Origin of the sequence: Nocardioides marmoribigeumensis, assembly GCF_031458325.1 — a bacterium.
Lineage (GTDB): Bacteria > Actinomycetota > Actinomycetes > Propionibacteriales > Nocardioidaceae > Marmoricola_A > Marmoricola_A marmoribigeumensis.
Genome location: NZ_JAVDYG010000001.1, coordinates 3,622,783 through 3,636,994, shown reverse-complemented (window position 1 = coordinate 3,636,994; position 14,212 = coordinate 3,622,783). Strand labels below are relative to the sequence as shown.

Annotated in this window: 13 protein-coding genes; 5 read left to right on the top strand and 8 right to left on the bottom strand. The window is 72.8% G+C overall.

All coding sequences use genetic code 11. The annotated features are described in order from the left end of the window. Positions 1-35: 35 nt before the first annotated feature. Positions 36-800 carry a class I SAM-dependent methyltransferase gene (locus J2S63_RS17295; RefSeq protein WP_310304800.1) on the top strand — a complete coding sequence of 255 codons (765 nt, stop codon included), beginning with the start codon at positions 36-38 and terminating at the stop codon, positions 798-800. A gap of 113 nt (positions 801-913) precedes the next feature. Here J2S63_RS17295 and guaB read toward each other — a convergent pair whose 3' ends face one another. Next, positions 914-2,428 (bottom strand): IMP dehydrogenase, encoded by a 1,515-nt coding sequence (gene guaB / locus J2S63_RS17290; protein ID WP_310304797.1) that lies wholly within the window; start codon positions 2,426-2,428, stop codon positions 914-916. A 78-nt stretch (positions 2,429-2,506) separates the two neighbouring features. Beyond that, complete coding sequence (locus J2S63_RS17285; RefSeq protein ID WP_310304795.1) at positions 2,507-2,914, bottom strand: DUF7715 family protein; 408 nt, start codon at positions 2,912-2,914, stop codon at positions 2,507-2,509. A gap of 131 nt (positions 2,915-3,045) precedes the next feature. Here J2S63_RS17285 and J2S63_RS17280 point away from each other — a divergent pair, with 131 nt between their 5' ends. Genes J2S63_RS17280 through J2S63_RS17270 form a run of 3 tightly spaced genes read left to right on the top strand, consistent with a single transcriptional unit; the run spans position 3,046 to position 7,260 of the window. Beyond that, entirely contained in the window at positions 3,046-3,738 is a 693-nt protein-coding gene (locus tag J2S63_RS17280) for a response regulator transcription factor (RefSeq protein WP_310304792.1), read from the top strand. Beyond that, entirely contained in the window at positions 3,735-6,275 is a 2,541-nt protein-coding gene (locus J2S63_RS17275) for a DUF4153 domain-containing protein (protein WP_310304790.1), read from the top strand. Before J2S63_RS17280 ends, J2S63_RS17275 begins: the two co-directional genes overlap by 4 nt. 43 nt (positions 6,276-6,318) lie before the next feature. After that, complete coding sequence (locus J2S63_RS17270; protein WP_310304788.1) at positions 6,319-7,260, top strand: DMT family transporter; 942 nt, start codon at positions 6,319-6,321, stop codon at positions 7,258-7,260. A gap of 10 nt (positions 7,261-7,270) precedes the next feature. On the opposite strand, the gene J2S63_RS17265 is transcribed toward J2S63_RS17270, so the two are convergent. From J2S63_RS17265 to J2S63_RS17255, 3 genes are all read right to left on the bottom strand, one after another. Next, the gene (locus tag J2S63_RS17265) at positions 7,271-7,645 is read right to left on the bottom strand and encodes a hypothetical protein (protein ID WP_310304786.1); all 375 of its coding nucleotides are present in this window, start codon (positions 7,643-7,645) and stop codon (positions 7,271-7,273) included. A 68-nt stretch (positions 7,646-7,713) separates the two neighbouring features. Further along, positions 7,714-8,943 carry an MFS transporter gene (locus J2S63_RS17260; protein WP_310304784.1) on the bottom strand — a complete coding sequence of 410 codons (1,230 nt, stop codon included), beginning with the start codon at positions 8,941-8,943 and terminating at the stop codon, positions 7,714-7,716. Positions 8,944-8,957: 14 nt separating this feature from the next. After that, the gene (locus J2S63_RS17255) at positions 8,958-9,413 is read right to left on the bottom strand and encodes a MarR family winged helix-turn-helix transcriptional regulator (RefSeq protein WP_310304782.1); all 456 of its coding nucleotides are present in this window, start codon (positions 9,411-9,413) and stop codon (positions 8,958-8,960) included. 135 nt (positions 9,414-9,548) lie between these two features. Here J2S63_RS17255 and J2S63_RS17250 point away from each other — a divergent pair, with 135 nt between their 5' ends. Continuing rightward, positions 9,549-11,108, top strand: coding sequence for an alpha/beta fold hydrolase (locus J2S63_RS17250; protein WP_310304780.1), 1,560 nt, complete (start codon positions 9,549-9,551; stop codon positions 11,106-11,108). Between the two features lie 41 nt (positions 11,109-11,149). On the opposite strand, the gene J2S63_RS17245 is transcribed toward J2S63_RS17250, so the two are convergent. The 3 genes from J2S63_RS17245 to groES all read right to left on the bottom strand — a co-directional run bounded on the left by J2S63_RS17245 (position 11,150) and on the right by groES (position 14,174). Continuing rightward, positions 11,150-12,046 (bottom strand): oxygenase MpaB family protein, encoded by an 897-nt coding sequence (locus J2S63_RS17245; RefSeq protein ID WP_310304778.1) that lies wholly within the window; start codon positions 12,044-12,046, stop codon positions 11,150-11,152. Positions 12,047-12,141: 95 nt separating this feature from the next. After that, the gene (gene groL / locus J2S63_RS17240; protein WP_310304776.1) at positions 12,142-13,764 is read right to left on the bottom strand and encodes a chaperonin GroEL; all 1,623 of its coding nucleotides are present in this window, start codon (positions 13,762-13,764) and stop codon (positions 12,142-12,144) included. Between the two features lie 113 nt (positions 13,765-13,877). Beyond that, complete coding sequence (gene groES, locus J2S63_RS17235) at positions 13,878-14,174, bottom strand: co-chaperone GroES (protein WP_310304774.1); 297 nt, start codon at positions 14,172-14,174, stop codon at positions 13,878-13,880. Positions 14,175-14,212 lie beyond the last annotated feature (38 nt).

Here is a 14,212-nt window from a genome sequence, read left to right as displayed (position 1 = left end):
TCCGGCGGCGACCCTCGCGTCACGAGGAGGAGTCGATGAGCTTCGCGGTCGCCGCGTCGGCGTACGACGCGTTCATGGGGCGCTTCTCCGGGCCCCTCTCCCGGGCCCTCGTCGAGCGCCTGCCGATCGGCCCGGGGCAGCGGGCCGTGGACGTCGGCTGTGGCCCGGGGGCGCTGACCTCGCTGCTGGTCGAGCGGCTCGGCGCCGCGTCCGTGGCGGCGGTCGACCCGTCCACCTCGTTCGTCGAGGCGCTCGGCTCGCGGCTGCCCGGGGTCGACGTACGCCGCGGCGGGGCCGAGTCGCTGCCCTGGCCCGACGCGTCGTTCGACCTGGCGACGGCCAACCTGGTCGTCAACTTCATGGCCGACCCCGTGGCCGGGCTGCGCGAGATGGCCCGTGTGACCCGCGGCGGGACCGTGGCCGCGACGCTGTGGAACCTCGCGCCGGAGCACGGCCCGCTGGGCTTCTTCTTCGCCGCCGTCCACGACCTCGACCCGCAGGGCCCGCACGAGGACCACCTCCCGGGCGCCCGCCCCGGCCAGCTCGTCCAGCTGTTCCGCGACGCCGGGCTCGCCGACGTGACCGAGGAGGCGGTCGACCTGAGCGTCGGGTTCCCCTCGCTCGAGGAGTGGTGGCACCCGTTCACCCTCGGCGTCGGGCCGGCGGGGGTCTACGTCGCCTCGCTCGACGAGGCCCACCGCGAGGCGCTGATGCGGCGCTGCGGCGAGCGGCTCGGAGTCACCGGCGACGGCCCGGTCGACGTACCCGTCCGCGCGCGGCTGGTGACCGCCCGCGCCTGACGGGGCCGCTTCGGTTTCACTAGGTACCTAGTGATGTTGTCACTCCCCGAGCGAAGTTTCGCTTGGGGAGTGACAGGTTCACTAGGTACCTAGTGAAACCGCACCCCAGCGGCTCAGCGGGTGTAGTTGGGCGCCTCGGCGGTGATCTGTACGTCGTGGGGGTGGCTCTCCTTGAGCCCCGCCGGCGTGATGCGGACGAACTGGCCGCGCTCCCGCAGCTCCGGGATCGTGCGGGCGCCGACGTAGAACATCGACTGGTGCAGCCCGCCGACGAGCTGGTGCGCGACGGCGGAGAGCGGGCCGCGGTAGGCGACCTGGCCCTCGATGCCCTCGGGCACGATCTTGTCGTCGCTGGTCACGTCGGCCTGGAAGTAGCGGTCCTTGGAGAACGACTTCTTGCCTCGGCTCGACATGGCACCGAGCGACCCCATGCCGCGGTAGGACTTGTACTGCTTGCCGTTGACGAACACCAGCTCGCCCGGCGACTCCTCGCACCCGGCCAGCAGCGAGCCGACCATCACGCACTCGGCACCGGCGACGAGCGCCTTGGCGATGTCGCCGGAGTACTGCAGGCCGCCGTCGGCGATGACCGGGACGTCGGCCTCGGCGCAGGCCTGCGCGGCGTCGTACACCGCCGTGACCTGGGGTACGCCGACGCCCGCGACCACGCGGGTGGTGCAGATCGACCCGGGCCCGACGCCGACCTTGACCGCGTCGACCCCGGCCTCGACCAGGGCCCTGGCCCCGGCGCCGGTCGCGATGTTGCCGCCGATGACCTGGACGTGCCGCAGGGCGGAGTCGGACTTGAGCCTGTGGATCATGTCGAGCAGCAGGCGGGCGTGGCCGTGGGCGGTGTCGACCACGAGCACGTCGACGCCGGCCTCGACCAGGGTGGTCGCGCGCTGCCACGCGTCTCCGAAGTAGCCGACCGCCGCGCCGACCATGAGCCGGCCGTCGGCGTCCTTGCTGGCCTTGGGGAACTGCTCGCTCTTGACGAAGTCCTTGACCGTGATGAGGCCGGCGAGGTGACCGGTCTCGTCGACCAGCGGCAGGCGCTCGCGCTTGTGCTTGCGCAGCAGGAGCGTGGCGTCCTCGCGGGAGATGCCGGGCGGGCCGGTGATGAGCGGCATCTGGGTCATCACCTCGTCGACCTTGGTCGTGGCCCACTCCGCGACGGGGGTGAAGCGCAGGTCTCGGTTGGTGACGATGCCGAGCAGACGGTCCTGGGTGTCGACGACCGGGAGGCCGGAGACGCGGTACTGCCCGCAGACCTCGTCGAGCTCCTCCAGCGTCGCGTCGGGGCCGATCGTGACCGGGTTGCTGATGATGCCCGTCTGGGTGCGCTTGACCAGGTCCACCTGGTAGGCCTGGTCCTCGATCGACAGGTTGCGGTGCAGCACGCCGAGGCCGCCCTCGCGGGCCATCGCGATCGCCATCCGCGACTCGGTGACGGTGTCCATCGCGCTCGAGACCAGGGGGATCCGCAGCGAGATGCCGCGCGTCAGCCGGGTCGTGGTGTCGACCTCGCTGGGGATCACGTCGGTCTCGCCCGGCAGCAGCAGCACGTCGTCGTACGTCAGCCCGAGGGGGAGGAACTTGTCGGGGACTCCGGCCGGGGAGAGGTTCATGGGGGCCCTTCGGTCGCGGCGACGGGGTGGGTGCCCATCCTAACGAGCGAAGGGGTCCGTCCCTTCCCGGTGCCACCTTCAGGTCGGCCGCCTCGCGGGCACGAAGTGATCGAGTCGACGCCGGAGCACGTCCCCGACCTCGAACATGTCGGCCAGCTCGCGGATGTTGCTCACGGTCTCGTCGAGGATCTCGCGGTTGAGCTGCTCGGGCTGCCGCTCGTTGATCCACCCCTGGTCGGTGAGGCTCGTCCGCGCGGCCACCTCGAGCTCCTCCCACGTCATCGGCAGGTCCACGAACTCCACCGTGGTCGTCGCGCGGTGCGAGGTCATGCCGCCGAACCCCCGCCCGCACCCGCAGCCTCCCTCGGGATCCCTCAGGTCGGTGTCGCACACCATCGTGATCCACGCCAGCTCACCCGGGACCGTCCAGTCGTAGTCCCCCTCGACGAGCCCGTTGGTCCGCCTCGTCGTCACCAGCACCTTCATGCCTTGCTCCTCTCGACGTGGGGGACGCTAGGAGCGGTGGCCGACAGTCCTCGGAGGGCGACCGGAGTTCTTCACAGGACCTTCACAGCGAGCGCGCCGGTCCTGCGCGGCGCGGGTCCTACTGTCCTGGCATGGGTCCGGGACAGCCACCACCGCACGTGCTCGTCGTCGAGGACGAGCCGGAGATCAACGAGGCGGTCAGCCTGCGCTTCCGCGCGGAGGGCTGGCGCGTCACCCAGGCGTACGACGGCCCCGCCGCGGTCAGTGCCGCGCAGGAGCACGAGCCGGACCTGGTGGTCCTCGACGTCATGCTGCCGGGGTTCGACGGGCACGAGGTGTGCCGGCGGATCCAGGCCCGGACCCCGACCCCGGTCCTCATGCTCACCGCGAGGGACGACGAGACCGACGTGCTCGTGGGACTGGGGGTGGGTGCCGACGACTACCTCACCAAGCCGTTCTCGATGCGCGAGCTGGTCGCGCGGGCCCAGGCGCTGCTGCGGCGGGTGGAGCGGGCCGGCGAGCTGGCCCGGCGTACGGACGGCCCCCGCCGTCTCGGCCCCGTGGTGGTCGACGTCGCCGCCCGCCGCGTCACCGTCGACGGCGCGGAGGTGGCGCTGACCCGCACCGAGTTCGACCTGCTCGTGTGCCTGACCGAGCAGCCCGGCACCGTGCTCTCCCGCAGCCGCCTGCTCGAGCAGGTCTGGGGCTGGCCCGACGCCTCGACCCGCACCGTCGACAGCCACGTCAAGGCGCTGCGCGCCAAGGTCGGGGCCGGGCGGATCCGGACGGTCCACGGCGTCGGCTACGCGTGGGAGACCTCGTGAGCCAGGACCCCGGCGGCGGCGTCCGGACCAGCGGCGAAGGGCCCGCAGGGCCGGCGGGGCCCAGCGCGCTGTGGACCTCGTTCAAGGTGCGGCTCGCCGCCGTGGTCGGGGTGATCGTGCTGGTCGTGGCGGTGCTGACGACCGCCGCGTCCGCGGCCGGCACCCCGGCCTACGCGGTGGTGACGGTCTCGGTGCTGGTCGCGCTCGTGCTCACCCACACGCTGGCCCGCGGCATGACCGTGCCCGTGCGCGAGATGACCGCCGCCGCGACCGCGATGGCGAGGGGCGACTACTCCACGCGCGTGTCGGTGGCGGCCGCGGACGAGATCGGTGACCTGGCCCGGGCGTTCAACGCGATGGCCGAGGAGCTGCAGAGCGAGGACCGCCGCCGGCGCGAGCTGGTCGCCACGGTCTCCCACGAGCTGCGGACGCCGGTCGCGGCGCTGCGCGCCACGCTGGAGAACCTCGCCGACGGCGTGGTCGAGCCCACCGCGGACAGCCTCGGGGCGCCCCTGCGCCAGGCCGAGCGCCTCTCCGACGTGGTCTCGGACCTGCTGGACCTCAGCCGTCTCGACGCCGGGCTCGTCGCCCTCGACGTGGCCCCCGTGGACGCCGGCGCGCTGCTCGGACGTGTCGCCGACGAGGCCCGGCTGGCCACCCGCCGCCACGTCACGGTGCGGACCGAGGCCGAGCCGGCCCTCGCGCTCGCCGGGGACACGCGCCGGCTGCACCAGCTGCTGGCCAACCTCGTCGACAACGCGGTCCGGCACTCCCCCGACGGCGGGACCGTCACCCTCGCGGCGCGCGCGGGACCGACCGGCCCCGTGCTCGAGGTCCACGACCAGGGTCCGGGCATCCCGCCCGAGCACCGCGAGGCGGCCTTCCGCCGCTTCACCACCGGCCTCGCCGGCGAGGGCGGCGGCACCGGCCTGGGCCTGGCCGTCGCCCACTGGGTCACCGTCCTGCACGGCGGCCGCATCCACGTCGTCGACGACCCCACCGGGTGCCTGGTGCGGGTCGAGCTCCCGCACTCCCCACCGTCCCGTCCCGCCCCGACCCAGGAGGCTCCCGTGACCTCGACCCCAGCTCGCCCGGCCCCGACAGGCCCGCCGACCGCCAGGGCCGAGAGGCCCGGCGCGATGGACGCCGCGTTCGGGAACGTCTGGCCCGAGCCGCGGCCCGAGGGCCGCCCGTCGGTGGTCCTCGGCGCCCTCGGGGTCGGGGTCCTCGCCGGGCTGATGGTCCCCTTCCACGACGTCGGCCTGGGCTGGTGGCTGGTGGTCGTCGCGATGGTCGGGTCGGTCGCCTGGACCGCCCGTGACCGTCTCGACCGCTACGGCTGGGCCCTGGTCGCGCTGTCCCTCGCCCTCACCCTCCCGGTGCTCCTCCTCGACGCCGGCTGGATCGTCACGCTCTGCGTCCTCGCCGCCGGGCTGCTCGTCGCCGTCGCCCTCACCGGGGCAGGGACCCTGGTCGGCTTCGCGGCCGCACCGCTCGCCGTACCCCTGGCCGCGCTGCGCGGCCTCCCCTGGCTCGGTCGCAGCCTCGAGACCGGCGGGGGCGCGGTGTCGTGGCGGGTCGCCCGCACCGCGGTCGTCTCGCTCGCGCTCGTGCTGGTCTTCGGCACCCTCCTCGGCTCCGCGGACGCCCTCTACGGCTCCTGGCTGGGCTCGCTCGTGCCCGACCTGCGCGTCGACACCCTCTTCGCCCGCGGCTTCTCCACCTTCTTCGTCGGTGGCGTGACGCTCGCCGCGCTCTACGTCGCCCTCAACCCCCCGCGCGTCGACCTCGTGCCGGTCGAGCAGCACCACACGCGCCACGGGTGGGAGTGGCTGGTGCCGGTCGCCCTCGTCGACGTCCTCCTCGCCGGGTTCGTCGTGGCTCAGGCGACCGCGATGTTCGGCGGGGAGTCCTACCTCGAGCGCACCGTCGGCATCACCTACGCCGAGTACGTCCACCAGGGCTTCGGCCAGCTCTGCGTGGTCACCGTCCTGACGCTGGCGGTCGCGGCCACCGCCTGGCGCGTGGCGGACCGGGAGGCCGACCTCTGGCGCGTCCGTGCCGCGGTCGGGGTCCTGTGCGCGCTCTCCCTGGCCGTGGTCGCCTCGGCGCTCATGCGCATCGGGCTGTACGACGACGCCTACGGCTGGACCCGCCTGCGGGTGCTGGTGGCGTTCTTCGAGGCCTGGCTGGGCCTGGTGGTCCTGCTCGTGGTCGTGGCCGGGGTGCTCGCCCGGGCCGCCTGGCTCCCCCGAACCGTCCTCGCGACCGGGGCCGCGACGCTGCTCCTCCTCGCGGCGGTCGACCCCGACGCGCGGATCGCCGAGCACAACCTGGCCCGCGAGGGCCGCGTGCCGACCGACACCTCCTACCTCCTGGGGCTCTCGGAGGACGCCCTCCCGAGCCTGCCCGCCTCGTTGCGGCGCACGGCCTGCGCGGACCGCGGCACCTCCTTCGCCGAGCGGACCGGCCGGCACACCGACGGGTTCTGGTCGTGGAACCTCAGCCGCTGGCGCGCCGACCGGGCCTGCGACTGACCACCCGTCGGGGGCTGTCGGTGCCGCGGACTAGCGTCGCCCCGTGACCGCGACGCCCGACCCCGCCACCGCAGCCCCCACCCGCGACTGGGCCGCGATCGCGGCGATCGGCGTGACCCTGGTGCTCTGGGCCTCGGCGTTCGTCGCGATCCGCCACCTGGGCGACGACTTCGGCGCGGGCTCGCTGTCCCTGGGTCGCTGCCTGGTGGCGGCCGTGCTGCTCGGCGGGCTCGCGCTGAGTCGCGGGCTCACCCCGGTGCAGCGGCGTGACGGGTGGAGGTTCGTGGTGATCGGCGTGCTGTGGTACGCCGTCTACAACCTCGCGCTCAACGAGGGCGAGCGCCACGTCGACGCCGGCACGGCGGCGCTGCTGCTGCAGTTCTCCCCGCTGATCCTCGCAGTGCTCGCCGCGGTGGTGCTGGGCGAGTCGTTCTCCCGCGAGCTGGCGATCGGCCTGGTCGTGGCCCTGGTCGGGGTGTCGGCGATCGCGTTCTCGGGCGACTCCACCGGGGCCGGCACGCGTCCGGTGCTGGGCGCGGCCCTGTGCCTGGTCTCGGCGCTGGTCTACTCCGTCAGCGTGGTCGTGCAGAAGCCCCTGATGACCCGCGTGCCCGCGATCCAGGTCACCTGGCTGGCGTGCACGATCGGGGCGATCGCCTGTCTGCCGTGGGCCGGCGAGCTGGTGCACGACGTGCGCGCGGCACCGGCCTCGTCCGTGGCGTGGGTGGTCTACCTCGGCGCGTTCCCCACCGCGATCGGCTTCACCACCTATGCCTTCGCCCTCAACCGCATGAGCGCCTCCCAGCTCGGCGTGACCACCTACCTCGTGCCGGTCGTGACGATCGGGCTCGCGTGGGTGCTGCTCTCCGAGGCGCCCGCCCCGCTGGCCTACGCCGGAGGCGCGCTGACCCTGCTCGGCGTCGCGCTCGCACGTCGCCGCCCGCGCGCCCGGCCCGCTGGCCCGGTGCCGGCCGAGGCCGCCTGAGCGGCGGGCCTCAGCTCTCCTGGCGGATCGACAGCCGCGGCACCCCGCCGAGGCCGAGGCGGTAGCGCACGTGGCCGTCGTACGCCCCGAGCGTGTGCCACAGCGCCTGGTGCGCCGACCACGGCAGCGGGTCGTCACCGTGCCGCCAGGTGTCGCCGAAGGAGACCCAGACCGGGGTCCACCCGGCGGCGTCGTCCCAGTCGCCGCGGTGCTGCTCGACCAGGCGGCGCCGGATCTGGAAGGCCTGGCGCTCGCCGTCGAGGCAGATCGGGGCGGTGGCGACGGGCCACACCCACAGGTCGTGGCTCATCAGCTCGAGCTCGAGGTCGCGCAGCACCGCCGGATCGACCAGGACGGTCGCGACGTTCTCGTGCGGGCGCCTCATGGTCAGCGACGCTAGTGCCCACCCTTCCCGCCGTAAACGGGCCGAAAGGGTGGGCTCGGCAGCGTGCCTCAGTCCAGATCGCCTACGAGGACGGCCTCGGCCTCGTCCTCCCGCTCGTGGCCCTGGGCCGCGTGGTGCGCCGCCAGAGCCGCGGCGACCGGCCGGAAGCCGAGGGCCAGGACGACCACGCCGACCAGCACGCTGGCCGCACCGAAGACGAACGGCGCGTGCACGTGCTCGTGCGGCGGGAGGCCGAACAGCTTGAGCGCGACGTAGGGGCCGACCGCGCCGCCGCAGAAGCGGACGAAGGAGTACGCCGCGGAGGCGACCGGCCGCTCGACCGGCGCGGCCCCCATCACGGCCTCGGTGATCAACGTGTTGTTGTTGCCGATGAAGGCACCCGAGGCGATGATCCCGACCGCGACGACGGTGGGGTGGTCGGCCCAGACGGCCATCACCGCGAGGTCGGCGGTGAACAGCGCGAGGGTCACCAGGATGGCCTGGGTGGTGCCGATCGCGCGCTGCACGAGCGGGGCGACGACCACCGAGACGAGCGCGACCAGGACGCCCCAGCCGAAGTAGATCCAGCCGATCTCGATGATCCCGGCCCCCGGCAGCGCGAACGGCCCGGCGGCGAGGATCGTGAAGAACCCGATGTTGTAGAAGATCGCGGTGATCGCGAGCAGCAGCAGCGGCTTGTGCCGCAGCGCACGGAACGGGTCGGCCAGCGAGGTGCGGCGGCCGGTCGGCGGGGTGGACGGCAGGAAGACCGCGGTCGCCACGAGCGCGACGAGCATGAGCACCGAGACGCCGAAGAACGGCGCGCGCCACGACTGCTCACCGAGCAGACCGCCGATGAGCGGGCCGGAGGCGATGCCGATGCCCAGCGCGGCCTCGAAGAGGATGATCGCCTGCGCGGTCGACCCGCGTGCCGACATCACGATCGTGGCGAGCGCGGTGGCGACGAACAGCGCGTTGCCCAGGCCCCAGCCGGCGCGGAAGCCGACGACGGCGCCGACGCTGTCCGACGAGCCCGCGAGCGCGGCGAACACGATGATCAGCACGAGGCCGGAGAGCAGCGTGCGCTTGGGGCCGATGCGGCTGGACACGACGCCGGTGACCAGCATCGCGACGCCCATGATCGCCATGTAGCTGGTGAACATCAGCGAGACCTGGCTCGGCGTCGCGTCGAGCTGCTCGGCGATCGACTTGAGGATCGGGTCGACCAGGCCGATGCCCATGAAGGCGATCACGCAGGCGAACGCGACCGCCCAGACGGCACGGGGTTGCTTGAGCACGGGGATCCTTTTCGTTACTGAGGTGCGGGTGTGAGGACGTCGGAGAGGACGGCCACCGCCGTGGCCAGCTCCTCGGGGGTGCGGCCGGCCGCGGTGACCCGCTCGGCGACCATCGCGGCGTTTCGCCGGCGTACGTCGTCCAGCGCGGCGCGTCCCCGCGTGGTCATCGAGACCAGGCTCGACCGCGCGTCGTCGGGATGGGGCAGGCGCTCGAGCCAGCCCTTGTCGCCGAGCCCGTTGACCAGGCCGGTCATCGTCGGCTGGCTGCACCGGTCGGCCTCGGCGAGGACCGACACGGTGCTCGGACCGAGCTCGTCGACCAGGCTCATCACCCGGATGGCGGCGGGCGCGTCGTCGCGGTGGCGGCGGCGCACCTCCCGGACGAGGCGGGCGCTCAGGACGACGAGCTCGTTGCTGAGCTCCTCGACCCGGTCGGCGAACTGGTTGACCACGTCCACCAATGTTTCCATAGGTTCCCTATGCACACCACCCGACCGCGTGTGGCGCTCCTCACCTCCCAGAACACGAGGGATGTTCGGTTTGTCCTGGTCAGGCCGTGACCCGGGCCCACGCGCCCTCGTTGGGCAGGCATGAACCCGTTGCCCGTGACCCGCCCTGCTCGCCGCGGCCGCCGTGGGGCAGCCGCCCTGGCCGCGCTGACGCTCGCCGCCGCCGGCACCACCGCCGTCCTCACCGCGCCCGCCGCCTCCGCCGCGGCGCCGACGGTGACCGACGGCTGCCTCAAGAGCGCCCCGGAGCCGGGCACCACGGCCAAGGTCGACATCTGCTGGACGATGTTCAAGCCGGCGGGCGCGAGCAGCAGCCACCGGGTGCCGTTCGTGATCCACAGCCACGGGTGGGGCGGCAGCCGCACCACCGACCCTGCCGCGTTCCAGAAGTACCTCGACGCCGGCTTCGGCGTCCTGTCGTTCGACCAGCGCGGCTTCGGCGAGAGCGGCGGCAAGGCCCACGTCGAGAACCCCGCGTTCGAGGGCAAGGACGTCCGCAACCTGGTCGCGTTCATCGCGAGCCAGGGCTGGGTGAAGAAGGACGCCCCCGGCGACCCGCGCCTCGGCGCGATCGGCGGGTCCTACGGCGGCGGCTACCAGTTCCTCGGCGCCTTCGAGGAGCTGCGGGTCCACGGCAAGCCGGTCTTCGACGCCCTCGCCCCCGAGATCACCTGGTGGGACCTCAAGGACAGCCTCGCCCCCGACGAGGTCGTGCGCACCGAGTGGGTCTCGGCGCTGACCGCGGCCAGCCTGCCCAGCGACGCGCTGCCGCAGGAGATCATCGCCTCGGTCGCCGAGGGCGCGGCCCGCGGCAACTGGCCCGACGGCTCGACCCCGGGCACCACCGACCTCGACAGGTTCTTCGAGAAGAACGGCCCGAGGTGGCACCTCTCGCAGGGACGGCGCCTCGACATCCCGGTGCTGTTCGGCCAGGGCGAGACCGACAACCTCTTCCCGCTCACGCAGGGCCTGAAGAACTGGGCGGGTGCCCTCACCGACCGCGCCCGCTCCCGCAGCATCTTCGTCGGCTACAACGGCGGCCACACCCTGCCCTCGGTGTTCCCCGCCGGGGTCGGCGTCGCCGGCGACCCGTGCAGCACCGAGCTCGGCAGCGCCTCGTTCGGCGACCTGGCCCTCCGCTTCCTCCAGGAGAAGCTGCAGGGCAAGGACCGCGGCCTGACCGGCTTCGGCCGCTTCCACCTCGCGACGGCCGACGGGACGTGCACCACGGTCTCCTCGGTCGCCCCCGACCGCACGGTCGCGCTCCCCGACCTGGTGTCCACGACCGCGGTCGGCGCGCCGCTGCCCACCCAGGTCGCCGCCGGCCCGATCCGCATCGCCGGCCGCTCGTTCCTCGACGGCAAGGTGACCACCTACACCCCTGACGCGCGGGCCTTCCTCGCCCTCGCGGTCGGCACCTCCCCCGCTGACGCCAGGATCGTGCAGAACAACATGATGCCGATCAACGAGCCCACCGCGGTCACCGGCGCGAAGCGCCGCATCGAGCTCCCCTCGGTCGCCGTCGACGTCCCCCAAGGGCAGAACCTCTACCTCGTGGTCAGCCCGGTCAGCGACATGTTCGCCAGCCACGGCAGCCGCGTGCCCGGCGTGGTCCAGGTGAGCGGGGCCAGGCTGCAGCTCCCGACGGTCGGCTGACCGTCACCGACGGCGGTGACCCGGCGAGCGGTCGGGCGGGGTCACACCGGCGCACCCCGCAGCACGTGCGCCGGACAGCCGGGCGGCGGCTCGAAGGTGCCGAGCCGGGCGGCGTCGTGGCCGTCGGGGTGGCTGCGGACCTGCGGCAGGTCCGCGGCGTAGAACGGCTCGAGCCGCGGGCGTGAGAGACGCAGCCCGAGCCCGCGGGCCCGCAGGCCGGCCCTCGCGGCCCAGCGCATCGCGGCCGAGGGGTGCGGGTAGCCGAACGCCTCGAGCAGCGCGTCGTCCATCAGCGCGTAGGAGAAGCGCTTCACCGCCGCGGCCGGCAGCAGGTGGTTGGGCGGGAAGGTGCAGAGCAGGTCGAGCGTCGCGTCGGCCACCCGGCGCGCCCCCTCGTCGTACGCGAACCTCCTGGCCTCGTAGGCGTCCATCGCCTCGGCGAAGTCCTGCCAGGTCTCGGGGATGCCCTTGATGCCCATGAGTCGGCCCAGCGACCGGTAGTACTCCGCGGACGCGACCTTCTCCGCCTCGCAGAACGGCCGCCACGCGAGCTCGTCCATCCACCGGATCGGCACGACCACGAAGGTGCAGAGCACGTAGCGCATGTCGTCGTTGCTGATCGCGTACATCGCGTGCATCTGGTTGACCCGGCGTACGGCGACCCGGCCGGCCTCGCTGCCGAGGCCCTGGACCAGCGCGTCCTCGAGCAGCAGCACCGTGTCGTCGTACCTGCGCTGGGTGCGCTCGGTGAACTCACCGGTCTCGAAGAGCAGGCGGCCGATCGACGGGACGGCGTAGGTGCGGAACAGCGCGAAGCTCAGCGCCTGGTTGAGGTCCCACGGGAACTCGTGGAGGAACGAGATCCGGTAGATCTCCTCGTGGTCCTCGACCGGGTCGAGCTCGGCGATGCGGGACAGCCAGTGGGCACGGGAGGTCACCCGCCCGAGTGTGCCCGAGGTGGTCGAGCTCGTCGAGACCACGCAGCCCCCCGACCCAGGAGGGTCGAGGGGCTGTGATCGCTGTGGGACGAGCCTCAGTGGCCGTGCCCGTGGCCGTGACCGGCCGCGGGAGCGTCGTCCTCGTCCTCGGGCTTGTCCACCACGAGGGTCTCGGTGGTGAGCAGCATGCCGGCGATCGACGCGGCGTTGACCAGCGCGGAGCGGGTCACCTTGACCGGGTCGAGGATGCCCTCGGCGAGCAGGTCGCCGTAGGTGTCGGTCGCACCGTTGTAGCCCGTGCCCGGGCCGGCCTCGCGGACCTTGGCGACGACGACGTAGCCGTTCTCGCCACCGTTCTCCGCGATCCAGCGCAGCGGCTCGTCGAGGGCCTTGCGGACGACCCGCACGCCCATCTGCTCGTCGCCGGTCAGGCCGAGGTCGCCCTCGAGCACCGCGGAGGCGTGGACCAGGGCGGAGCCACCACCGGGGATGATCCCCTCCTCGATCGCGGCGCGCGTCGCGGAGACGGCGTCCTCGATGCGGTGCTTCTTCTCCTTGAGCTCGACCTCGGTGGCCGCGCCGACCTTGACGACGCAGACGCCGCCGGCCAGCTTGGCGAGGCGCTCCTGGAGCTTCTCGCGGTCCCAGTCGGAGTCCGAGGCCTCGATCTCCTGCTTGATCTGCTGCACGCGGCCGGAGACCGCGGCGGCGTCGCCGCCACCGTCGACGATGGTGGTGTTGTCCTTGGTGACCACCACGCGGCGGGCGGTGCCCAGCACGTCGAGGCCGACCTGGTCGAGCTTGAGGCCGACCTCGGGGGCGACGACCTGGCCGCCGGTGAGGATCGCGACGTCCTGCATCATCGCCTTGCGGCGGTCACCGAACGCCGGCGACTTCACCGCGACGGCGTTGAACGTGCCGCGGATCTTGTTGACCACCAGGGTCGAGAGCGCCTCGCCCTCGACGTCCTCGGCCAGGATGAACAGCGGCTTGCCGGCCTGCATGACCTTCTCCAGCAGCGGGAGCAGGTCGGCGATCGCCGAGATCTTCCCCTGGTGCAGCAGGATGTAGGGGTCGTCGACGACGGCCTCCATGCGCTCGGCGTCGGTCACGAAGTAGGGCGAGATGTAGCCCTTGTCGAACTGCATGCCCTCGGTGAACTCGAGCTCGGTGCCCATGGTGTTGGACTCGTCGACGGTGATGACGCCGTCCTTGCCCACCTTGTCGAAGGCCTCGGCGAGCAGGTCGCCGATCAGCGGGTCGCGGCTCGACACGGTGGCCACGGCCGCCATGTCCTCGCGCGAGTCGACGTCGCGGGCGAGTTTCCGCAGCTCCTCACCGACGGCCTCGGCGGCCTGGTCGATGCCGCGCTTGAGACCCATCGGGTTGGCGCCGGCGGTCACCGCGTGGAGCCCGCGCTGGACCATGGCCTGCGCGAGCACGGTGGCCGTGGTGGTGCCGTCACCGGCGATGTCGTTGGTCTTGGTGGCGACCTCCTTGGTGAGCTGCGCACCGAGGTTCTCGAACGGGTCGTCGAGCTCCACCTCGCGCGCCACCGTGACGCCGTCGTTGGTGATCGTGGGGGCGCCCCACTTCTTGTCGAGGACGACGTAACGGCCCTTGGGGCCGAGCGTCACCTTGACGGTGTCCGCGAGCTTGTCCACGCCGCGGAGGAGGGCGCGGCGCGCGCCCTCGTCGAACTCCAGGATCTTCGGCATCGAAGAGTCACTGCCTTTCGGTCGGAAGGGTGGTGCAGGAAGACACCGCCCCGAGGGCCCGGAGGCCGCCCGGGGCGGTGTCGGTGAAGCTGGGTGGGCTGGCCCCGGTGGGGTCAGCCGACGATCGCGAGCACGTCGCGGGCGCTGAGGATGAGGTACTCCTCGCCGGAGTACTTGACCTCGGTGCCGCCGTACTTCGAGTAGATGACCTTGTCGCCGACCTTGATGTCGAGCGGGATGCGCTCGTCGCCGTCCTCGTTGAAGCGACCCGGGCCCACAGCGACGACCTCGCCCTCCTGGGGCTTCTCCTTCGCGGTGTCCGGGATGACCAGGCCAGAGGCGGTGGTCTGCTCGGCCTCGAGGGTCTTGACGAGGATCCGGTCCTCGAGCGGCTTGATGTTGACCGACACTGTCGTCGACCTCCACTTTCTCGTTCGTCGAGAGCTGT